The organism is Acinetobacter wuhouensis, assembly GCF_001696605.3.
Taxonomy (GTDB): domain Bacteria; phylum Pseudomonadota; class Gammaproteobacteria; order Pseudomonadales; family Moraxellaceae; genus Acinetobacter; species Acinetobacter wuhouensis.
Genome location: NZ_CP031716.1, coordinates 23,354 through 47,556, shown reverse-complemented (window position 1 = coordinate 47,556; position 24,203 = coordinate 23,354). Strand labels below are relative to the sequence as shown.

General features: G+C 42.6%; 10 protein-coding genes, 2 tRNA genes, 2 rRNA genes and 1 pseudogene. 3 read left to right on the top strand and 12 right to left on the bottom strand.

Annotated elements, in window-relative coordinates; translation table 11 throughout:
- Positions 1 to 30: 30 nt before the first annotated feature.
- Entirely contained in the window at positions 31 to 9,483 is a 9,453-nt protein-coding gene (locus BEN71_RS00845; protein ID WP_152033025.1) for an ESPR-type extended signal peptide-containing protein, read from the bottom strand.
- A 306-nt stretch (positions 9,484 to 9,789) separates the two neighbouring features.
- Positions 9,790 to 10,377 (bottom strand): annotated as a pseudogene (locus BEN71_RS00840) (IS1595 family transposase).
- 307 nt (positions 10,378 to 10,684) lie between these two features.
- On the opposite strand from BEN71_RS00840, the gene fmt reads away from it, so the two are divergent.
- Positions 10,685 to 11,644 carry a methionyl-tRNA formyltransferase gene (fmt, locus tag BEN71_RS00835; protein WP_068973340.1) on the top strand — a complete coding sequence of 320 codons (960 nt, stop codon included), beginning with the start codon at positions 10,685 to 10,687 and terminating at the stop codon, positions 11,642 to 11,644.
- Positions 11,641 to 12,948 carry a 16S rRNA (cytosine(967)-C(5))-methyltransferase RsmB gene (rsmB, locus tag BEN71_RS00830; RefSeq protein ID WP_068973339.1) on the top strand — a complete coding sequence of 436 codons (1,308 nt, stop codon included), beginning with the start codon at positions 11,641 to 11,643 and terminating at the stop codon, positions 12,946 to 12,948. Before fmt ends, rsmB begins: the two co-directional genes overlap by 4 nt.
- A gap of 69 nt (positions 12,949 to 13,017) precedes the next feature.
- Here rsmB and BEN71_RS00825 read toward each other — a convergent pair whose 3' ends face one another.
- The 4 genes from BEN71_RS00825 to BEN71_RS00810 all read right to left on the bottom strand — a co-directional run bounded on the left by BEN71_RS00825 (position 13,018) and on the right by BEN71_RS00810 (position 17,056).
- On the bottom strand, positions 13,018 to 13,128 hold the full coding sequence (locus BEN71_RS00825; protein ID WP_086322749.1) for a methionine/alanine import family NSS transporter small subunit: 111 nt from the start codon (positions 13,126 to 13,128) through the stop codon (positions 13,018 to 13,020).
- Position 13,129: 1 nt separating this feature from the next.
- Positions 13,130 to 14,614 carry a sodium-dependent transporter gene (locus tag BEN71_RS00820; protein WP_068973338.1) on the bottom strand — a complete coding sequence of 495 codons (1,485 nt, stop codon included), beginning with the start codon at positions 14,612 to 14,614 and terminating at the stop codon, positions 13,130 to 13,132.
- Between the two features lie 336 nt (positions 14,615 to 14,950).
- Positions 14,951 to 15,538, bottom strand: coding sequence for a DUF1287 domain-containing protein (locus tag BEN71_RS00815; protein ID WP_068973405.1), 588 nt, complete (start codon positions 15,536 to 15,538; stop codon positions 14,951 to 14,953).
- A 69-nt stretch (positions 15,539 to 15,607) separates the two neighbouring features.
- Complete coding sequence (locus BEN71_RS00810; protein ID WP_068973337.1) at positions 15,608 to 17,056, bottom strand: aldehyde dehydrogenase family protein; 1,449 nt, start codon at positions 17,054 to 17,056, stop codon at positions 15,608 to 15,610.
- 133 nt (positions 17,057 to 17,189) lie between these two features.
- Here BEN71_RS00810 and BEN71_RS00805 point away from each other — a divergent pair, with 133 nt between their 5' ends.
- Entirely contained in the window at positions 17,190 to 17,885 is a 696-nt protein-coding gene (locus tag BEN71_RS00805) for a TIGR04219 family outer membrane beta-barrel protein (RefSeq protein ID WP_068973336.1), read from the top strand.
- 308 nt (positions 17,886 to 18,193) lie between these two features.
- Here the strand turns inward: BEN71_RS00805 and BEN71_RS00800 are convergent, their stop codons facing one another.
- The 6 genes from BEN71_RS00800 to BEN71_RS00775 form a co-directional block, all read right to left on the bottom strand.
- Positions 18,194 to 18,505, bottom strand: a complete 312-nt coding sequence (locus BEN71_RS00800; RefSeq protein WP_068973335.1) for an ankyrin repeat domain-containing protein — start codon at positions 18,503 to 18,505, stop codon at positions 18,194 to 18,196.
- Positions 18,506 to 18,643: 138 nt separating this feature from the next.
- Positions 18,644 to 19,993, bottom strand: coding sequence for an aromatic acid/H+ symport family MFS transporter (locus BEN71_RS00795; protein WP_068973334.1), 1,350 nt, complete (start codon positions 19,991 to 19,993; stop codon positions 18,644 to 18,646).
- Between the two features lie 374 nt (positions 19,994 to 20,367).
- A 5S ribosomal RNA gene (gene rrf, locus BEN71_RS00790) occupies positions 20,368 to 20,482 on the bottom strand.
- A gap of 182 nt (positions 20,483 to 20,664) precedes the next feature.
- Positions 20,665 to 23,556 (bottom strand): 23S ribosomal RNA (locus BEN71_RS00785).
- 374 nt (positions 23,557 to 23,930) lie between these two features.
- Positions 23,931 to 24,006 (bottom strand) — tRNA-Ala (locus tag BEN71_RS00780).
- A gap of 73 nt (positions 24,007 to 24,079) precedes the next feature.
- Positions 24,080 to 24,156 (bottom strand) — tRNA-Ile (locus BEN71_RS00775).
- Positions 24,157 to 24,203: the final 47 nt, after the last annotated feature.

Sequence of the window (24,203 nt, the reverse complement as noted above, 5' to 3'; positions counted from 1 at the left end):
GAGCGATTCTCATCTTCCTCGTCTAGTGAATTAGTCAATCACACCACTGATACCGATACGTACACTTGGGTCGCCTTGGGAAGCAGCTGCCACACCACCTGTCAATGACCAGCGACCATTGTCCGCTGTTTTACGCAAAGTCACACCAATTGCATTTTCACCACCATGATAAGCTGCGCCTGCGGCGTAGGTATATTTACCTGGAATATAAGGTGCAGATTCAAGTGCCATTGCAGCTGCAATACCGGCATTGGCTTTTTTCTCAACATCATCAATACGATCATTGGTTACGCGGAATGCGTTATCCAATTTTTGATCGACATTATCAATTTTATTGTTGAGGGCTTGATCTGCCTGATTCAATGCATCAATAGCACTACCAACATTGTTGTATTTTTTATCACCTACATTATAGCTTGGTGCTGTGAAACTACCTGTAATGTTGTCATAGCCTGCGCCCCCCCCCAAGTAATCCACGATTGCCTGATTGGTGGTGTTCAATTGACTGCCATTAATGGCTTCTTTTGAGTCTTTATTAACTGCACCATTGGCAACACCACTGATAACTTTATTGCCCGCATTGATGCCCTTATCTTTGTTAATGCTTACATCACCCACATTAACATTGTCAAAGCTGACATCTTTCTTGGTTGCAACATTATAGGTGGTTGAACCATCAGCATTTTTAGATTCGCTTACAGAAATGTTGTCACCTGCTTCCACTTTACTGGTTGCCGCCGCAGTCGCATTTGCAATATCAGTGTTAATGTTGCTCACTATATCCGCAATTTGACCACCATTGACCGCATCTTTGGAGCCTGTCTCAATCTTACCATCCCCCACGTTGGTAACTTTATTGCCTGCTGCATCAATACCGTCTTTGGTGACACTTGGGCCACCCGCAATGGTCAGACCATCGCTATTGAGTGTGCTGTCACCAATATTAACCTTACCGTTTTTACCATCAATATTTACAGCATTCACACCTGAACCGATAGTGACATTGTCTGCCAAGCTAGCGGTAACCTTGTTGCCATCGTTACTAATAACCACATTGCCATCACCGCTAAAGTCAACAGTGTCTTTAGGAGCCACATTGCTGGAATTTTTACCATTGGTGGTTAAATTCCAACCAGCATTGGCATTAGCAGTGTCTTTAGCCACTTGTTTGATGGCATCGTCTATGTTGTTTTTGCCTGTGCCACCTATGTTATTGGCAGTCAGTGAACCGTCAGGGTTCACAACGGTATTTCCGCCGACAACCGAAGCAATCGAATCACCCATTGTCCACAACTGGCTGCCGTTAACCGCATCAGTTGACGTGCTGTTCACATCGCCTTTGGCAACATTGATGATTTTGTTACCACCGTTATCCAAACCAGCATTGGTCAGATATACCGTACCATTGTTGCCACCTGTTAAGGTAATACCGCTGTTATCCAAAACAGTATTGCCTGCAGTCACACTGCCAGTGTTGGTTAAGTCAAGGTCTTTGTCGATATCAACCGTGTAGATGGTATGACCATCAGCCGATGTTGTATCTGCATTAACTGATACATTGCCGCTTGCACCTGCTTTAACTTCAGTTTTTGCCGCTGCACTAGATGCTTGCAATTGGCTGACATTGACTGCATCAGTACTGTCTGTTCCAGCTGTAACACCAGTGATTTTGCCTGTAGCTGCATCCAGTTTGATTGCACCAGATTGAACACCGCTGTTGTCTATTTTGCTGTTACCTACAGTCAAGCTACCTGTATTGGACAATGCTATATTGTCATTCAGGTTGTATTTGTAGGTGTTGCTTGCAGCATCATACGTTGCTGTGGTGTTGGTGCCGTTGGCAAAGTTGACGGTATCGCCCAATGCCAGTTTGTCTGCCGTACCGCCGTTCACTGCAAAGCCTAAGCCTTTATCAGCTGTCGCTTGAGCGGCATCTGCTGCATTTTTGGCAATAGTGACATTGCTGTTGGTCGTATTCAACTGACCACCATTGACTACGTCTTTCGAACCTGCAGCGACAATGCCATCCTCAACGCCTGTGATTTTGTTGGTCGTGCTGTCAATGTTCACATTACCGACAGTGACCTTATCAAATGCAACATCTTTCTTGGTTGCAATGGTGATTTTGCCACCTGCTTGTTCAACCGCAACATTGTCACCAGCGACAAAGGTCACTGTTTCATCAGGGCTGATTTGCTCAACAGATGTACCAGCAGCAGTACCACTACCCACTTTGTCGGTAGTCAGTTTCCAGCCTTTATTGGCAACATCGCTAACGGCTTGCAATTGGCTACCATTCACTGCATCTTTCGATGTCGCACTGACTTCGCCAGCTGTAACACCAGTGATTTTTCCTGTAGCTGCATCCAGTTTGATTGCACCAGATTGAACACCGCTGTTGTCTATTTTGCTGTTACCTACAGTCAAGCTACCTGTATTGGACAATGCTATATTGTCATTCAGGTTGTATTTGTAGGTGTTGCTTGCAGCATCATACGTTGCTGTGGTGTTGGTGCCGTTGGCAAAGTTGACGGTATCGCCCAATGCCAGTTTGTCTGCCGTACCGCCGTTCACTGCAAAGCCTAAGCCTTTATCAGCTGTCGCTTGAGCGGCATCTGCTGCATTTTTGGCAATAGTGACATTGCTGTTGGTCGTATTCAACTGACCACCATTGACTACGTCTTTCGAACCTGCAGCGACAATGCCATCCTCAACGCCTGTGATTTTGTTGGTCGTGCTGTCAATGTTCACATTACCGACAGTGACCTTATCAAATGCAACATCTTTCTTGGTTGCAATGGTGATTTTGCCACCTGCTTGTTCAACCGCAACATTGTCACCAGCGACAAAGGTCACTGTTTCATCAGGGCTGATTTGCTCAACAGATGTACCAGCAGCAGTACCACTACCCACTTTGTCGGTAGTCAGTTTCCAGCCTTTATTGGCAACATCGCTAACGGCTTGCAATTGGCTACCATTCACTGCATCTTTCGATGTCGCACTGACTTCGCCAGCTGTAACACCAGTGATTTTTCCTGTAGCTGCATCCAGTTTGATTGCACCAGATTGAACACCGCTGTTGTCTATTTTGCTGTTACCTACAGTCAAGCTACCTGTATTGGACAATGCTATATTGTCATTCAGGTTGTATTTGTAGGTGTTGCTTGCAGCATCATACGTTGCTGTGGTGTTGGTGCCGTTGGCAAAGTTGACGGTATCGCCCAATGCCAGTTTATCTGCCGTACCGCCGTTCACTGCAAAGCCTAAGCCTTTATCAGCTGTCGCTTGAGCGGCATCTGCTGCATTTTTAGCAATAGTGACATTGCTGTTGGTCGTATTCAACTGACCACCATTGACTACGTCTTTCGAACCTGCAGCGACAATGCCATCCTCAACGCCTGTGATTTTGTTGGTCGTGCTGTCAATGTTCACATTACCGACAGTGACCTTATCAAATGCAACATCTTTCTTGGTTGCAATGGTGATTTTGCCACCTGCTTGTTCAACCGCAACATTGTCACCAGCGACAAAGGTCACTGTTTCATCAGGGCTGATTTGCTCAACAGATGTACCAGCAGCAGTACCACTACCCACTTTGTCGGTAGTCAGTTTCCAGCCTTTATTGGCAACATCGCTAACGGCTTGCAATTGGCTACCATTCACTGCATCTTTCGATGTCGCACTGACTTCGCCAGCTGTAACACCAGTGATTTTTCCTGTAGCTGCATCCAGTTTGATTGCACCAGATTGAACACCGCTGTTGTCTATTTTGCTGTTACCTACAGTCAAGCTACCTGTATTGGACAATGCTATATTGTCATTCAGGTTGTATTTGTAGGTGTTGCTTGCAGCATCATACGTTGCTGTGGTGTTGGTGCCGTTGGCAAAGTTGACGGTATCGCCCAATGCCAGTTTGTCTGCCGTACCGCCGTTCACTGCAAAGCCTAAGCCTTTATCAGCTGTCGCTTGAGCGGCATCTGCTGCATTTTTGGCAATAGTGACATTGCTGTTGGTCGTATTCAACTGACCACCATTGACTACGTCTTTCGAACCTGCAGCGACAATGCCATCCTCAACGCCTGTGATTTTGTTGGTCGTGCTGTCAATGTTCACATTACCGACAGTGACCTTATCAAATGCAACATCTTTCTTGGTTGCAATGGTGATTTTGCCACCTGCTTGTTCAACCGCAACATTGTCACCAGCGACAAAGGTCACTGTTTCATCAGGGCTGATTTGCTCAACAGATGTACCAGCAGCAGTACCACTACCCACTTTGTCGGTAGTCAGTTTCCAGCCTTTATTGGCAACATCGCTAACGGCTTGCAATTGGCTACCATTCACTGCATCTTTCGATGTCGCACTGACTTCGCCAGCTGTAACACCAGTGATTTTTCCTGTAGCTGCATCCAGTTTGATTGCACCAGATTGAACACCGCTGTTGTCTATTTTGCTGTTACCTACAGTCAAGCTACCTGTATTGGACAATGCTATATTGTCATTCAGGTTGTATTTGTAGGTGTTGCTTGCAGCATCATACGTTGCTGTGGTGTTGGTGCCGTTGGCAAAGTTGACGGTATCGCCCAATGCCAGTTTATCTGCCGTACCGCCGTTCACTGCAAAGCCTAAACCTTTATCGGTAGCAGTTTTGGCATCTACACCTTTTTGAATATCTGCTTTGGTTGCTGTGCTTAAGTCAATCACGTAGTCGGTAACATTTGAAGCATCTTTACTGCCTTTTGTTACGTTTAATCCACCGCCTGCTGCGGCAGATACCGATGTTCCATCGGCATTGACGGTATAGGTTGTGCCATTTGCATCACTGGTTGAAGTGACACTGGCGACATTCGTACCCTTCGTCACTTTCGATGATGCTTGTTTCACATCGGCGATGTTGGCTGCATTGGTGCCAACTGTACCGCCACTGGCAACGTTGCTGATGACATTGCCACCTGCATTAATGCCGCCACTGGTGATGCTGACTGTTTTGCTGGTATCGGCTGGATTTGAGATAACCACACCATTGGTATCTAATTTAGTATTACCTGTAGTCACACTACCTGTTGTACCCAAATCAATTTTTTCAGCCAGTTTCACCGTTAAAGTATCGTTGCCATTGGCAACCACGCCGATATTATTATCGGTCAATGCACCGTTTGCACCACCTTTGACGTTGACGGTTGAACCCAGTTTACGAGTCACATTGCTACCAGAATCACCAGCAAAAGTCAGCGGCTGGTTAACGGCAGTATTAAGTCCAGTCAATGCTGCACCAACATTATTCACTGTAGTAGTTACCCCAGTGGACGGATTGGTGGTCATGGTATAGCTTGGTGCGGTTAATATACCGTCAGCAGCAAGGCTTGCTCCACCACCTAATGCATCTACTGTGTATTTGGTGACACGGTTCAGTTCTTCGTTGGTTTGGAACAACTGACTACCGTTAATCGCATCGGTGCTGGTGGCAGTCACACGACCTGCAGCAAGGTTGATGATTTGACGTTCTTGACCTTCACTGCCTACGCTGACAGTTGATGTCGGAGTTTTACCGGCATAGTCATAAGTTTTACCGTTGATAGTTGAACTGGCGGTTGCATGCGCAATACCCGATGTAGAGCCTGCACCCAATGCAACTGCACCTTCATGCGTTACTGTAGCACTGTTCCCCAGTGCGACTGCATTGGTACTGCTTGCCAAAGCATTATTACCCAAAGCGGTGGCGGCTACCCCCTGCGCTCTTGCATAGTTACCCAACGCGACGGCATTGGTTTTGTCTGCTGTTGCAGTATTGCCCAATGCGACAGCGTATTCATCTGAAGCTGTTGCACTATTACCCAACGCAACCGCGCTATTTGCTTTTGCTGTCGCGCTATTACCCAATGCGGTTGCACCCTTAGCAGAAGCTGTTGCACCTGTACCGTTTGCCAAAGCATTTTCGGCACTGGCTAATGCGCCAGTACCTATCGCAGTGGCATTGACATCTAATGCTTTGGCATTTGTACCAATGGCGTTGGCATCTTGCACCAATGCATTGGCATTGTTACCTAGCGCATTCGCACCGACAGCATAGGCATGTGCCAATGTACCGATTGCAGTTGCATTGGCATATGTTGCCTCAGCCCTATCACCGATGGCATTGGAGCTTGCGCCGCTGGCTAGAGCATAATTACCAATGGCATTGGTATTGGTTAAAAGTGCTTGAGCGTGATTACCCAATGCGGTGGCTTGTGCTTCTGCTGCTAATGCTTCATTACCAATGGCATTGCCATTGTCACCCTGTACAATGGATTTACGACCAATGGCAATGGCTTGGTCTGCATTTTGTACTTCTGATTCACTACCTAAGCCTACCGCATAGTTAGAAGTAGCTGTGGTGTAATCAATCTGGACATTTTGACCGATGGCAATGCTATCCGTACCATTACTACTGGCATTCGTTCCCATCGCAATATTATTAATACTTTTTGCTTTGGTATTTTGACCCATAGCAATTGATGAAACACCATTGGCTTGTGTTTCGCTATTACCAATTGCGACACTGTTTTGAGCATTGGCTGATGTATGAAAACCCATGGCGATGCTGTTGGTTGCAGCATTGCTAGTACTTACCCCTCCGCCGATTGCCAAAGATTCTGCTGCTGCCGCACCTGTATTATTTTTATTCGCTGTCTCTGCACTGTTAATAGAAATATGATGCAAACCATTGTCAGCAATAGCCTGTTGCAACTGCCCGAGATTAACTGCATCTTTTGCACTGGTTCCTGCTTCGATATTACTAATACGCCCATCTGTCGTATAAGTTACAGCATTAGCCGGCAATGTTGATATTGTGCCATTGGTAATGCTACCAAGCGCATCAACTACGGAATCAAATTCATATGTATTATTATTGGTGTCTGTTATTTTAATTTTGCTTAAAGTACCATCGGCTGCCACAGTAATACCGCCAATACGATTGGCAAGATTACTCTGTGCTGTTGTTAACTGACTGACATTGACCGCATCAGTTGCAGCTGCACCAGCAGCCAGATTGGTAATACGGCGTTCCTGTCCTGACTGTCCAACTGATACTACATTATAGCCACCAGTTCTAGTATTGCCTGTTATATAGGCAGCTGCACTAGATGTTCCATTTGCTATGCTGGATGCGCCCAGTGCAACATTATTGGTGCTTGCATGAGTATCTCGCCCCAGTGCTGTGCCTGACTCACCTGTAACTTCTGCACCATAACCGACTACAGTCGCATATTGACCATCGGTTACTGTCGCTTTATTTCCCAATACGGTAGAACCCGTAGTTGCATTTACATTTGAGCCGATTGCCACGGATTCAGTAATTTGGCTTACATTGGCATTGGCATTTTTACCGATGGCAATATTATCATCACCATTAATATTACTGCCTGCATTGTCCCCGATGGCAATATTATAATCCGAACTACTAGTGCCACCAGCAGACAGATTTGAACCTGCGCCTGCGCCCAACGCAATATTACGATTGCCAACGACATTTTGTCCGCTATCGCGACCAATCGCAATCAAATCGGTACGGTCATTGGTTGTACCTTGTACGCTGTTTACACCGGCATTCTCACCAATCGAAATACCGCCTGTTGTTGCCGCAGTTGCATTGCGACCTAATGCCACTGTAGCAACCCGACTGGCACTTGCAGTTGCGCCCAATGCCACTGCGTCTGTTGCTGTTGCATTGGCATTCGCACCCATTGCAATCGCTTGGCTGGCAGAGGCAATGCCATTTGCACCGATTGCAATCGCTTTTTCTGCAACTGCTTTAGACGAATCGCCTAATGCCATGCTGGAAGCACCTGTTGCCAAATTAGACGTACCCAAAGCCAGACTGTTTGTTCCCAGTGCCAGATTTGCACCGCTGCTCAACAAATCAAGCAATGTATTTACTTGCGCGGTGGTGACTGTAGTGCCGTTAATCACCGTAATATGGTTAGTGCTTGTACCGTCTGTATTAGGATCTGTCGTTACCGCCAAACCATCAATAGCAGTAATTCTACCATTAGCATTTTTTGTTAGTTCAGGTGTGCGTGTTGTACCTGTTGTTGAACCAATTGCGGTACTGTTTAGTCCAATGGCAGCCGACTCTGTACCAATGGCAACATTATTTGCTTGGTAGGCTTGTGCTTTATCGCCCATAGCAATAGAGCTTACGCCGTTGGCAGTTGCTTCTGGACCTACCGCAATAGAGTCCGTACCTTTTGCCTGTGAATCACCTTTTATTGAATTGGTATGAAAATATTTAATACCGACACCTGCACCCGCACCCGCACCTGTATCAACGCCAGTGATGTAAGCAATTGCATCTTTAACATTGCCAAAGCTTTCTGTACCACCTTGACCATTACTAACTGTATAAGTCGGTGCGGTAAGAGCACCATTAGCATCCAGTGTTGTACCTAATGCATTGGCAATATTTTGATTAACGGTATAAAGTTGACCACCTGTCACAGCTTCTTTGTTGCCAGCGGCAAGTGTAGCACCAGCTAAGTTAGTAATTTTTTGATTGTTCAGGTCGGCTCCACCATTGAGTGTAGCTGCGCCAGTAACAGTTAAAGCACCACCTACTTTGGTATTACCTGTGGACTCTAAAGTTGCGCCTTTGATTGCACCCGATGCCGTAACGCTAGTTACAGAAATATTATCATCTAAAGCAACAGTTAATGTATCACCAGACACTGATGTAGTAATGTTATTACCGCCTGCAACGGTCAATTTTTCACCAAGTTTTTTATCGGTACTCCCTGTGTCACCAGCAAAGGTTATTGGGTTATTACCTAAACCATTTACAGTGTTTTGCAAAGCAGTAATATTCGTTTCAGCTGTATTAACACGAGTGTCTAAGCCATCAACAAATGCCTGTGATGCTTTGCTTCCTAAGCCTGTGCTTGCATCATTTACTGTACTTTCTAATGTACCAATTTTACCTTCGGTAGTTGTAACACGAGTACCTAAACCATCAACAGATGCCTGTGATGCTTTGCTTCCCAAGCCTGCGCTTGCATCATTCACTATACTTTCTAATGTACCAATTTTACTTTCGGTAGCTGTAACACGAGTACCTAAACCATCAACAGATGCCTGTGATGCTTTGCTTCCTAAGCCTGTGCTTGCATCATTTACTGTATTTTGCAAAGCAGTAATATCAACACCATTGACTGTACCGGTAACACTAAGATTACCAGTTACATTCAAATCTTCAGTAATATCCTGAGAAAAAGCAAAAGATGGTACAAATAGGGTAAATACAGTAGTTGTAGCAAGAGCTAAATTAAGTTTATTTCTATGAGCATTAAGTAAATGTTTTTCAACTAAAATTGTTGTATTGTTGTATTGTTGTATTGTATCAAATACTACAGTTTGACTCTTGCTTTTTGTGTTACTTTTTGCAAGTTCCGAAACAGCCATCCAAATGCCCAAAGAGGTATTCCATATTACACGGTAAATTTTATTCACAATAAGCACCCAACGCACAATGATAATGTAAAAAACATTTCTTATTTGTTTATTTAAAAATAAAAAATGTTGGTTTATTGTTCTATTTTAGCAAAAATACATCACATTTTAAACATAGCCTCTTATTTATTGATAATAAATAAATTGCAAAAAAATAATGAATTAACCTAACCATAAAATTTATATCTAATAAAAATGTCACAAAGTGACAAAAAGATGAAAACTTTTAAACTATAGCCATAGAGTAAATAACATGCTTGACATTCAAGTCTTAGACTATTGAAAATATATAAGGGGCTTAGGAAGCTAAAGTGGGTTTTTACGGAGTAGTTTAAGCAAATTGAGGTACAAATTACTGTGCCTATGATTGAAACGACACTGGGTTTCGTTAAGATGCAGATAAAACATTTTCTTGTCAATTCCATTGAATTTAATGAAGCATTTTTTAGAATAGTCCCAGAACAATTCGATTCCATTTATATGCTAGTCTCTACATGCGAACTTATTATCGCCATGATTAACACGTAGATGCTTATTAAAACCTAAACCTACTAACCCATTATAACCACGCCACCCGTCCGTATTAATCACTGATTCTAGTTCAACATGACCCCTGATAATCTCTTATAGTGTGGCTTTAGAGCGATCAGGGATAATTCCTGTATAGACATTACCTTCTCGTTTTAGCAGTCCACGCCAATACTTGCCACGAATACGACGTACGCCAAAGTAGGACTCATCAAGTTCAACGATGCCGTTAAAAGGAGAAACTTCTTCATAGACTTAGGCAATTTTTTGACGAATTTCGATGAAGATTGAGTCAATAGAACGAACAGAAATATTGGTTAATTCAATGGTGTCTGTAGCGGTAAAATCCATAGCAAAAAAGCGCATAGTCTGTTTGAATTTCGCTTCTGTGATTTTAGAATGCAAATAGTATCTAATTTTATATTAGGAAGTTATCATATAATTTAGATATGTTTGTTTCCTCCCCCCTAAACAAATATTCAGTTTAGACATGCCATTTTTACTTCTCAATAAACTACACCTAAACTTAGCATTGAAATATTAAGTAATAAATGATACCACAAAACATCATACACCACTTCGATAAACTTACCCATTTTCATCCAAGACATATCCGTCATAGAATTAGCTTTGCTATAATTTAGCTCAAATCCAATCTGACTGAGCCAAACTTTTGAATATCATTTTTGCAGGTACCCCTGAATTTGCAGCATCTGCTTTGGCAGCTTTGATCCAAACAGATCATGAAATTGTTGCTGTATATACCCAACCTGATCGTAAAGCAGGCCGTGGACAAAAATTAACAGCCTCTGCGGTAAAACAACTTGCTTTGGAAAATAATCTTCCTGTTTACCAACCTTTGCATTTCAAGGCTTCAACTGAAGAAGGTTTGGCGGCACAAAAAGAATTGGCAGATTTAAAAGCAGATGTCATGGTCGTTGCGGCTTATGGCTTAATTTTGCCTCAAGCAGTTTTAGATACACCGAAGTATGGTTGTTTAAATATTCATGGTTCTTTACTCCCTCGTTGGCGTGGTGCAGCTCCGATTCAACGTGCCATCGCAACGGGAGATGTTGAAACAGGTGTGACCATTATGAAAATGGCTGCGGGTTTGGATACAGGTGATATGATGTATAAAACCATCTGCCCAATCACAGCGACTGATACCTCTGCAACATTGCATGACAAACTTGCCATTCAAGGTGCGAAAGCGATTTGCGCGGTTTTAGAAACAGAACAAAAATTACAACACTACTTGGATACGCGTGAAGTGCAAGATGAGCAATTCACGGTTTATGCACATAAACTCACAAAGGCTGAAGCTCAAGTGGATTGGTCAAAATCTGCCATTGAGATTGACCGTAACATTCGCGCATTTAATCCTTGGCCAGTGGCTTTTACCCCGATTGATGAAAATAACAATTTACGGATTTGGAATTCTCAAATTTCAGACCTAATTGCCAATGGTGAATCTGTCGGTACAATTCTTGAAATCAATAAACACGGCGTGCATGTCGTATGTGGTGAAGGTGTGATTTGCCTTTCAAGCTTACAATGGCCAGGGGGCAAAGCTATCAACGCAGTACAAATTTTGCAAAGTCATAAACTTTCTGTAGGACATATATTCTCATGAGCCAAATTCAATCATCAGCAAAAAACTTGAATTTGCGTGCTCAAGTGGTGAAAACTTTATTGGCTGTCCAAAATGGTCAATCTTTAAATTCAGTTTTAAACCAACATTTAAATATTGTGTCTGAACGAGATCGTGGCTTATATCATGAGCTCACCTTGGGTTGTCTACGTCAATGGTATGGATTAAAAGCCATTACTTTGCCATTACTGACTAAACCTTTGGACAATGAAGCACTGGAAAGCTGTTTATATCTCGGTTTATATCAGCTTTTATGTACGCGTATTCCTGCACATGCTGCGATTTCGGAAACGGTGAATGCCGTTAAGCAACTTGGTTTTGAGCCGATGAGTGGTTTGGTCAATGCAGTTCTGCGTCGTGTTTCACGTGAAACAGAAGAATTCCAAACAGCCTTAAATGAAGCGCATGGTTTACCAAGTTGGTTATTCAAACGTCTGAAAAAAGATTGGGCTGAACAACTGCCTGAACTGTGCCACAACCTCAAACAAGTAGCACCACTGACGCTCCGTGTGAATGAGCGTCAGATCAGCCGTGATGAATATCTTGAAATTTTAGAAGAAGAAAACATCAGTGCCCATCCATGTGACTTGTCTGAAGTCGGAATTGTTCTCGAACAAACAGGAAATATCACCAACTTACCCGGCTTTGAAGAAGGTGGTTTCTCAGTTCAAGATGAACATGCCCAACTTTGTGCGACTTTACTTCCAGACTTAAATGATAAAGTCGTGGTCGATGCCTGTGCTGCACCAGGTGGTAAGACAGCGCATATTTTAGAGCGTTTTAATCCCAAAAAACTGATTGCACTTGATCATGATGAAAAGCGTTTATTGCGTGTTTCTGAAAACTTAGAACGTCTTGAATTAAATGCCTATGCTGATGTGGAAATTATTGCTGCGGATGCAACCACATGGACAGCCGAGCAAGCTGTAGATTGTATCGTCCTAGATGCGCCATGTTCTGCCATCGGCGTGATGCGTCGTCATCCTGATATTCGTTTACTGCGTCAGTCTACTGATATTCAAAAAACGGTGGATTTACAAAAACAGATTTTGAACCAGATGTGGCAACAGCTTAAAGTTGGTGGCACATTGCTTTACATCACTTGTTCGATTTTAAAAGCTGAAAATGAACAGCAAATGGTAAATTTCTTTGCTGAACATGCGGATGCTGAAGAAGTAAAAATTGATGCAAAATGGGGTTTAACTCAGATTCATGGTCGTCAGTTATTGCCTGAAACGGGTTTTGGTGATGGTTTTTATTATTGCCGAATCAAGAAAACAGGATAAGCCTTTACTGCTCTAAAGCAAAAAAATCCCGATCATGCGATCGGGATTTTTATATTTAAAATACTGAAATCAATCTTCAGCTTCATCTGGATTTTTAACGAGATGGATGGTTGCAAGAATCAAACCACCCCACAGTAAAACAATCGACAAAATCATCATGATAATCGCGGATGTATTCATCTTAGTTGTCTCCCGAAGTTTTGTCTTTCATAATGCTGAGTAACACTGAGCCCAGTACAAAGAATACCAATACAGCACCACCAATCAACCACAAGGTTGATGAAGGATAACCACCATAACCTTCAGTAAGCACTGCTTTAATGGTTAATCCCAACGCAACGAGTAATGATAATGGTGTGATGACGCTCAGTAAAAAATTCCAACCTGCACCCAGTTTAATACTTGAGTATTGATTGACATGATCTTGAAGTTGTTTCATCAATGGACGACGGAACCATGACACTAAAATAATCGACAATAGACCACCACCCACAATACCAATGTTATTGGCAAAGTAGTCAATGATATCAACGAATGTGATGGCACTGTGTGTTGAGAATAAAATCGTAGAAATAATTGCAGAAACACCACCAATAATCGTCACAGCTTTATTTTTAGACCAACCAAACTTATCCTGAAACGCTGCAATTGGCACTTGTAAAATACTGACCATTGAGGTGATCCCTGCGACAACAAGTGAAGCAAAGAACAAGAATCCAAATAAATCACCACCCGCACCCATACTTGAAATAATCTTCGGGAATGCGATAAATGCCAAGCCAATTCCGCCTGAAACCACTTCCTTTACAGGTACACCCGAACTTTGTGCCATGAAACCGAGTACAGCGAAAACCCCGATCCCTGCCAAGATTTCAAAAGATGAGTTCGCTAAAGCCACAACCACACCCGAACCAGTCATATTGGCTTTTTTGTTCAAGTACGATGCATAGGTCAACATGATCCCGAAACCAACAGAGAGTGAGAAGAAGATATGACCGAACGCTGCCAACCACACTTTATAATTGGTCATTGCATCCCAATTCGGTGTAAAGAATGCATTTAAACCTTCTGCTGCACCTGGTAAGCGGATTGCTTGAATCACGAGAATCGAGAATAAAATGACCAATAAAGGCATAAAGATTTTATTGGCAAGTTCTACTCCACGACGAACACCGCCATAGAGAATAAACATCACCACTGCCCATACAATGACTAAGCCAAAGAATAGAGTGGGTACAAAGCCCATCGCCAAACCTTCACCATTTGCCAAGTAGCTTTTAAAGAAAAAGTCTTCGGTATTTGCGCCCCATTGTTGACCAATGGAGTAGTACATATAACTGCCTGCCCATGACAAGACACTAGCATAGTAGATCCCGATGACCAAGGTCACCATCACTTGCCACCAACCCAATGCTTCACTGTTCATTAACTTTTTATAAGCCGTTGGAGGTGCTTTACGGAACTTATGCCCCACGGCATAGTCTAAAAATAATAGTGGGAGACCTGCTGCAAAAATTGCAATCAAATACGGTACTAAAAATGCACCACCACCATTTTCATAAGCAACATAAGGGAACCGCCAAATGTTACCCAAACCCACGGCTGAACCAATCGCCGCTAAAATAAAGCCTGATCGTGCCGACCAGCTTTCACGATTATCTGACATAGAAAATACCTAAAATGTGTGGGCTCTCCATTGCCGCATATTGTGTTTATCTTTGACGTGCAAAAAAGAGTCCAATTCCTAAATTCTTTGTTGTTTGAATAAAACAGCACCTTTTGAGCACTTTGTTGTTATTGCAAACCAACACTTTGTCCTGATTTCTTGCTTAAAGAAAATCTTAAAAAATGTTGTTTAATGGCGCAACAATACCTGTTTTCCTTGCCTTTTACTGTAGTTTCTACACTAAATTCGACTTTAGAATGAAGTTTTTCCAATTAATTGATTATTTTTTTATCCGTTTTGCTCCTTCTGCACATTTTTATTTAGAGCACTTAAGTTTTACTTTACATTGTTCGGAATCCGATAATGCCCTGTAATTTTATATTCATACAAAATATCATTTTCCCGAGTGCCATAACCAATATTATGAATAATTAACGGGGTTTTGGAAATTAGTGCTGTTTTATCTGAAACAATCCCAATATGCACCAATCCTTTGCCCAAATCCCAAGTCACAATATCACCCACTTGATATTTCTGATCATTTGCTTGATAACCTTGGCGTTGGAAATAGGTCATGATATTCGGCACACGACGGTGATCAATATTTTTATCCGTGCCTTTTAAGCCCCATTTCTGCGGGTAGCGTTTAAAATTGGCTTTCATATCTTCATGAATGCGCTGTTGCAAATCAATGCCTTGATGACGCAAAGCCCGAATCACCACATCGGTACATACTCCTTTGACCAAAGGCACATCACCCATTGGATACTTCAGTTGGGTATAAGCAGGATCGTAATATAGTGTTTTCCAAATTTGCGAACGTGCATCTGTCACTAACTTTTCAGATTGAAATGCCCAAACAGGTAAACTGCTTAGCATCAATAAAAATAGTGCAAAAAACTGATTTAAATTTTTTATTCTCATCATCAACGCTCAAATTATTCAAAATATCTAATGATTAAAAAAGGAGCCGAAGCTCCTTGTTAATATGACTTATTGTTTAATCACAAGCAATCGTTCTTCTTGCATATCTCGAATCGCAGACTGAATCCCCTCACGACCTAAGCCTGAATCTTTCACACCACCGTACGGCATATTATCGACACGGAAGGTTGGAATATCATTGATAATCACACCACCGACATGTAAGTGATCCCATGCATAGAGCATCTTATTCAGGTTCTGTGTATAAACTCCTGCTTGTAGACCAAAACGGCTCTTATTAATGATCTCTATACCTTTTTCAAAGCCTTTATATTTTTCCAGAATCGCGACAGGACCAAAGACTTCATCTTGATATACTTCAAGTGACTCATCGACATTTTCGAGTAGGGTTGGTTCAAACAACACACCTTTCAAAGTGCCACCTGTAAGTATTTTTGCACCTTTCTTCTCTGCTTTATCCACCCATTTTTTCAAACGTAGCGCTTCTGATTCTTTGATCATCGGTCCAACCAAAGTCGTGTCTGAGTGTGGATCTGCGGCTTTAATTTTTTTCAATTTTGCGACAAGTTTTTTCTTAAATTCAGCATAAATATCTGCATGAACTAAAATACGTTGCACACTAATACATACCTGCCCTGCATGACTATATGCTCCGCCAATCACACGATCAATCAGAGCATCTGTGACTTCTGTATCAGGCTCAATCAAGACCGCGGCATTTCCTCCCAATTCTAAAGTCACTTTTTTACGACCTGAACGGGCTTTCATATCCCAACCCACTTGATCAGAACCTGTAAAGCTGAGTAATTTAAAACGATCATCCGTGACCAACACATCTGCGTGTTCACGTGGGCAAGGTAATACCGAAAAAGCACCTTTAGGCAAATCCGTTTCAGCCAAGACTTCGGCAATTTTGAGTGCTGAGATCGGCGTTAAACTGGCAGGTTTCAGTACAAATGGGCAACCAGCTGCAATCGCAGGGGCAATTTTATGTGCGGTTAAATTCAGTGGGAAATTAAATGGACTAATCAAGGATACTGCACCGATCGGCACATGTTGCACCATGCCACGATATGCCCCTGCAGCAGCTGTGACTGCCAAAGGCATCAACCGTCCATCATCAATAGTCGAAACAGCATCTGCAGCGATTTGAAAGGTATTAATCAAACGCTCAACTTCCGCTGCTGCTGCAAGCTTCGGTTTCCCACCTTCGATAATTAAAAGATCAGTGAGTTCTGCGCGCAACTCATTAAAACGCTTCACACAATGCAATAATATTTTTTGCTTTTGAAATGGTTTTAATGCCGCCATTTCCTGTTCAGCTTTGACTGCTGAACTGATCGCTTTCTCTAAAACCTTAGCATCTGCCAAAGCCACTTTGGCATACACTTTCCCTGAAAATTTATCATGCACTTCAAGCCATTGCCCTGTTTTTACAGGCTTAGATGCAACATATAGTGGAAGCTCAATTACGGTCTGATCAATAGAATCTTTCATTGTGTCCTCTAATTGTATTTTAATAATGCAAACTGAAATAAACCTCTATATCATGCGCTCAGTTGGTACAATATTGAAATGTATTTAAGTAACAAAATCAGATGAAAAAAGATCATTTCATCAAGAGGGAAATATGAAAACGTTACAACTACCATTATTTATTGCAACATTAGGTTTGTGTTCATTTGCACAAGCAGATTTTATTGGCTTAAAAGGCGACATTAGCTATTGGAATATTGAAGGCGAATCAAATATTGATCGCAAACACTTAAATGACCAAGACTTAGACCGTAAGGGAACAGTACAAGCCTCTGTTGCTTTTGAACATCCGATTCCAGTGATTCCAAATGTAAAATTAAAATATACCCAATTGGACACTGAAACCGAGTCAAATAATACTATTGAAGGATTAGCAAAAACTGAGATCAACTTAGATCACACCGACCTTATTCTCTATTATGAAATTTTAGACAATATCATCAAAGCAGATATTGGTGTTGGTGCAACTCGCTTAAATGGTGATGTTAAACAATTTGGTACATCTGTAGATATTGATGAATACTCTCCTATTATCTATGCAGAAGTCGGCGCTAAACTTCCATTTACAGGTTTAAGTGCCAAGGCTGAAGCAACCTACACCAATGTCAATGATGTAAAAATCACGGATGCGCAAGCTGAATTCCAATACGACTTTGTCAAATCAATTGCTTTAGATTTGGGTGCAAAAGTCGGTTATCGTGTTTTAAATATTGAACTCAATGATCTTGATAAACGTGACATGAAGTTTAACTTCAAAGGTCCCTATATCGGCTTAAATGCGCATTTCTAAAATAGAAGTTGCGGTAGAATAAGAGCAGGTCAATGGATCTGCTTTTTTTATCATTTTAAAATTGATCCCTTTAAAATGTACGAAATTGCTTACAACAATTCATGCTTTTATCTGCTATTCGAGTACATCAGATTTTTATATTCTATGGTTATAGGGAACAGGAAGTTTCCCAGACATAAAACAACAATAAAGCGTCTGAGCATCAGGAACGTGAGATTCGACAGGAGTCAGATCTAACTCACCAATACGAAAGAAACCCCATCAGGACGATGGGGTTTCTTTTTTTATATGTGTTTTGAATTTCTGATTTATAGACTTTTTAAATAAGCAATGATTTCAGCATTCTCAGCCATTTCAGCAAGCTCAAGTACAGTATATTCAGATTTAAAACTGAGATCAGCACCTTTTGCGACTAACAGTTTTACAATGTCTAAATGATCATTCTCTGCCGCAGCATGCAATGCACTATAGCCTTCATCGTCTGCAGTATTTACATCAGCACCCTCAGCAAGACATCTTTCGACTTGTTCCAAATCACCTAAAGATGACCAATATACAAGTTCAGGAAGATGCAGTTCTTCATCATCTTCGGGGATTGGGGAAAATGAATTTAATTTCATCATAACAACTCAATGTTCAGAATCTTTATATTATGGATTCATTTCAAGTAAAGCAACGTTCAACTTTTGTTATACATTAAACATTGCAGATAAAAGAAAGCCCCCTTACGGAGGCTTTGATTTTCAAAAAATCAGAACTTAAGCTTTAGCTGCCGAAGCTTCGCGAAGCTCAATTTTATCAGTGTCGTTATCATGCATAATCAAAGCAACAGCGATTGCAGTGATTAACACAGGCAGACCGACTGCCATGAAATTAAAATGAGCCGGTAAATTCATACCCAATAAGCCACCGATTAAGATTGGACCTACAATCGCGCCCATACGTCCAATCGCAGAAGACCAACCAATCCCTGTCGAACGAATTGCAAGTGGGTAATACTGCGCCACATAGCTATAAAGCAACATTTGCGAACCGATTGATGCTGCACCTGCTAAGAATACTAAAATGTATAACAGGAACTGATTCGATTGGAAGCCCATCAAGCTCATCACAACTGCACCGACAATGCCTAAGCACATCAAAACTGGTTTTAAATGGAAACGATCTGCAAGAATACCACCACCCACGATACCAACCACAGCACCCACATTCATCACCATCATAAACATTAAACTGTTATCCATTGAATAACCCGCTGCCATCATTAACTTCGGCAACCAACTGCTCAATGCATACATAGTTAATAGACATGTGAAAAATGCCAGCCAAAATAAAAGCGTATTGGTTGCACGTCCACGACGGAACAAACTCACCACGTTTGCAGCTTCAGGCACTTCAACTTTAGGTAAAGTAAATGTCGTATTTTCTGTCACCGTTAGATTTGGCGCCAAACGACGTACAATACTTCTCGCCTTGTCTTGTTTATTTTCTTTCACAATAAATGCTAAAGATTCAGGTAAAAACTTCCAAATCACAGGCAATAAAAATAATGGAATCCCTGCAATAAAGAACATGATCTGCCAACCAAAACTTGGAGTAAACCATGAACCTAATAATGCAGCCATTACACCACCAACAGCATAACCACTGAACATCGTTGTTACTAAGGTACTACGCATTTTTTGCGGTGCATATTCAGAAGTCAATGCCACCAAATTTGGCATTACCCCACCAATACCTAAACCTGCTAAAAAGCGTAAAATTGCAAATTCAGTTGGATTTGAGGCAAAACCACCTGCAAAAGTCAAACCGCTGAATAGCACAATACAAATCATGATGACTTTTTTACGGCCAATCTTATCCGCCAAAGAGCCGAAGAACATTGCACCAAACATCATCCCTGCGAGCGCAGTACTGGCAAGCATACCCGCTTGCATCGCAGTTAAGCCCCAGTCCTGCATTAACAGTGGAAGTACCACACCATTAATCGCTAAATCATAACCATCAAATAAAATAATCAATAAGCACCAAGCCACTACATTGAAGTGAAACGGGGTGAATTTCGCCTTATCGACTACAGAATTAATATCTATGTTTTCCATTGTCATCGTTCTCATCTCCCATGAGTACTTGTCCGATATTTCAATTGAATTTTTAAGTAAAATTCAAGGTTGCGAAATATACGCATCTCATATTTCATCAGCAATTAGACAAATGGATAATACAAATTTATAGTAGTATAAATATTGTAAATACATGATTTTATTATTTAATTAATTTAAATATTTTCTCATAATGCGATTATTCTATAGTAGTTTTCAAGATATATTCAGGGATTATTATCATTATAAAATCGAAATTTCATTGAGTTATTCTAAATAATTTTATCCTCTCTTTTTGCTCTTGTTATTGCCTTCATATATTTTTCACCCAATAAAAAACACCCCGATCTCGCTAGAGACTGGGGTGTTTTAAATTTAAAAGCTGGCGATGACTTACTCTCACATGGGTAACCCCACACTACCATCAGCGCTAAGAGGTTTCACTTCTGAGTTCGGGAAGGGATCAGGTGGTTCACTCTTGCTATTGTCGCCAGCAAACTGTTTATGGATACTTGCTTAGTCTTACGTGTATGCTAAGGTTTTTTCCAAATGAGTTATTAACAGGATAATTTGAGTTGGTAATTGTATCTAGCTTTTGAACTAAATCAAGGTCAATCATTACTGATTGTTTGGTTTTGAATCGATTGATGCATACAACACAACTGTTTGGGTGTTGTATAGTCAAGCCTCACGAGCAATTAGTATTGGTCAGCTTCACATGTCACCATGCTTCCACATCCAACCTATCAACGTCGTAGTCTTCAACGGCTCTTTAGAGGACATAAAGTCCTAGGGAAATCTTATCTTGAGGTAGGCTTCCCGCTTAGATGCTTTCAGCGGTTATCCCTTCCGAACATAGCTACCCGGCGATGCGACTGGCGTCACAACCGGTACACCAGAGGTTCGTCCACTCTGGTCCTCTCGTACTAGGAGCAGATCCTCTCAAATTTCCAACGCCCACGGTAGATAGGGACCGAACTGTCTCACGACGTTCTAAACCCAGCTCGCGTACCTCTTTAAATGGCGAACAGCCATACCCTTGGGACCTGCTTCAGCCCCAGGATGAGATGAGCCGACATCGAGGTGCCAAACACCGCCGTCGATATGAACTCTTGGGCGGTATCAGCCTGTTATCCCCAGAGTACCTTTTATCCGTTGAGCGATGGCCCTTCCATACAGAACCACCGGATCACTAAGACCTACTTTCGTACCTGCTCGACTTGTGGGTCTCGCAGTTAAGCGCGCTTTTGCCTTTATACTCTACGCGTGATTTCCGACCACGCTGAGCGCACCTTCGTACTCCTCCGTTACTCTTTAGGAGGAGACCGCCCCAGTCAAACTACCCACCAGACATGGTCCTCGTCCCGGATAACGGGACAGAGTTAGAACCTCAATATTACCAGGGTGGTATTTCAAGGACGGCTCCATGGCAACTAGCGTCGCCACTTCAAAGCCTCCCACCTATCCTACACAAGTAAGATCAAAGTTCAATGTCAAGCTGCAGTAAAGGTTCACGGGGTCTTTCCGTCTAGCCGCGGGTACACCGCATCTTCACGGCGATTTCGATTTCACTGAGCCTCTGCTGGAGACAGCGCCCCCATCATTATGCCATTCGTGCAGGTCGGAACTTACCCGACAAGGAATTTCGCTACCTTAGGACCGTTATAGTTACGGCCGCCGTTTACTGGGGCTTCGATCAAGAGCTTCGCTTACGCTAACCCCATCAATTAACCTTCCAGCACCGGGCAGGCATCACACCCTATACGTCCACTTTCGTGTTTGCAGAGTGCTATGTTTTTAATAAACAGTTGCAGGGGCCTGGTTTCTGTGGCTGTCGTCAGCTCAGGAAGCAAGTTCCATCACCAACAACAGCGTACCTTCTCCCGAAGTTACGGTACCATTTTGCCTAGTTCCTTCAGCAGAGTTCTCTCAAGCGCTTTGGTCTACTCGACCTGACCACCTGTGTCGGTTTCGGGTACGATTCCTGTGTAACTGAAGCTTAGAGACTTTTCTTGGAAGTATGGTATCAGCCACTTCGCTAGTAAACTAGCTTGCTATCAGTTCTCAGCATAGAGCACCCCGGATTTGCCTAAGATGCATGCCTACTACCTTTCACCTGGACAACCAACGCCAGGCTGACTTAACCTTCTCCGTCCTCTCATCGCATTACACAGAAGTATTGGAATATTAACCAATTTCCCATCGACTACGCCTCTCGGCCTCGCCTTAGGGGTCGACTCACCCAGCCCCGATTAACGTTGGACTGGAACCCTTGGTCTTTCAGCGAACGGGTTTTTCACCCGTTTTGTCGTTACTCACGTCAGCATTCGCACTTCTGATACCTCCAGCATGCTTCTCAACACACCTTCATCGGCTTACAGAACGCTCCCCTACCACTTACACTTACGTGTAAATCCGCAGCTTCGGTACTATATTTTAGCCCCGTTACATCTTCCGCGCAGGCCGACTCGACTAGTGAGCTATTACGCTTTCTTTAAAGGGTGGCTGCTTCTAAGCCAACCTCCTAGCTGTCTATGCCTTCCCACATCGTTTCCCACTTAATATAGATTTTGGGACCTTAGCTGGCGGTCTGGATTGTTTTCCTCTTGACTACGGACGTTAGCACCCGCAGTCTGTCTCCCGGATAGTACTCATTGGTATTCGGAGTTTGCATCGGTTTGGTAAGTCGGGATGACCCCCTAGCCGAAACAGTGCTCTACCCCCAATGGTATTCGTCCGAGGCGCTACCTAAATAGCTTTCGGGGAGAACCAGCTATCACCGAGTTTGATTAGCCTTTCACCCCTATCCACAAGTCATCCCCTGGCTTTTCAACGACAGTGGGTTCGGTCCTCCAGTTAGTGTTACCCAACCTTCAACCTGCTCATGGATAGATCACCCGGTTTCGGGTCTATACCCAGCAACTATGCGCCCTATTAAGACTCGATTTCTCTACGGCTCCCCTATACGGTTAACCTTGCTACTGAATATAAGTCGCTGACCCATTATACAAAAGGTACGCAGTCACCGAACAAGTCGGCTCCCACTGCTTGTATGCATGCGGTTTCAGGATCTATTTCACTCCCCTCACAGGGGTTCTTTTCGCCTTTCCCTCACGGTACTGGTTCACTATCGGTCAGTCAGGAGTATTTAGCCTTGGAGGATGGTCCCCCCATATTCAGACAAGGTTTCACGTGCCTCGCCCTACTCGTCATCATTATATGTGCCCTTTCGTGTACGGGACTATCACCCTCTACGGTAGCACTTCCCAGAGCTTTCCGCTAAAACACATATAACTTAATGGGCTGATCCCCGTTCGCTCGCCGCTACTGAGGGAATCTCAATTGATTTCTTTTCCTAAGGGTACTGAGATGTTTCACTTCCCCTCGTTTGCCTCGTAACACTATGTATTCATGTTACGATACCTATCTTATGATAAGTGGGTTCCCCCATTCAGAAATCTCCGGATCACAGGATATTTGCCGCCTCCCCGAAGCTTATCGCAGGCTATTACGTCTTTCATCGCCTCTGACTGCCAAGGCATCCACCACATGCACTTAATTACTTGACTATACAACCCCAAACAGTCGTTAACCCTTACAAGTAAGGTTAAGACAGATCGTGATTCTCACCACGCTCCACAGTTCGTTGTCCGTGCACCTAAGCACCGTACAGCTTCAATCTAAATTCATATACCAAAACGCTTGATTCAGTTTAATCGCTAGTAACTCAATCTCTCTTATTCATTCAAACATGTCACTTGCGTGTCATATTCTTATGTTTAATTGAAATGAGTATGAACAATTTATTTCAACTCAAATATATTCTGTTAATGATTAACTGCGTCTTCGTCAGATCGCAGCAAACTGTGATAAATCACAGAACTTAATAAGCTTATACTTACTAAATTCTATAATCTATTTAGCCCGTACTCTTTAAAGTACGTGGTGGAGACTAGGAGAGTCGAACTCCTGACCTCCTGCGTGCAAAGCAGGCGCTCTACCAACTAAGCTAAGTCCCCAGCTTAAGACCAATATATCTAATTTTCTGTATTCTATATTTAAACTCTCATTCAAATATTTCGTTAGTCAGAATGGTGGGTCTGACAAGACTTGAACTTGTGACCCCACGCTTATCAAGCGTGTGCTCTAACCAACTGAGCTACAGACCCTCAGATACATCAATGAAGAACAACTTGTTGTGGATTCTTACCAATCG

Excerpts from the sequence above, each read along its gene's own strand:
- rsmB (WP_068973339.1), top strand. The coding sequence starts at position 11,641 with ATGAGCCAAATTCAATCATCAGCAAAAAACTTGAATTTGCGTGCTCAA.
- BEN71_RS00825 (WP_086322749.1), bottom strand. The coding sequence starts at position 13,128 with ATGAATACATCCGCGATTATCATGATGATTTTGTCGATTGTTTTACTG.
- BEN71_RS00820 (WP_068973338.1), bottom strand. The coding sequence starts at position 14,614 with ATGTCAGATAATCGTGAAAGCTGGTCGGCACGATCAGGCTTTATTTTA.
- BEN71_RS00815 (WP_068973405.1), bottom strand. The coding sequence starts at position 15,538 with ATGAGAATAAAAAATTTAAATCAGTTTTTTGCACTATTTTTATTGATG.
- BEN71_RS00810 (WP_068973337.1), bottom strand. The coding sequence starts at position 17,056 with ATGAAAGATTCTATTGATCAGACCGTAATTGAGCTTCCACTATATGTT.
- BEN71_RS00805 (WP_068973336.1), top strand. The coding sequence starts at position 17,190 with ATGAAAACGTTACAACTACCATTATTTATTGCAACATTAGGTTTGTGT.
- BEN71_RS00800 (WP_068973335.1), bottom strand. The coding sequence starts at position 18,505 with ATGAAATTAAATTCATTTTCCCCAATCCCCGAAGATGATGAAGAACTG.
- BEN71_RS00795 (WP_068973334.1), bottom strand. The coding sequence starts at position 19,993 with ATGACAATGGAAAACATAGATATTAATTCTGTAGTCGATAAGGCGAAA.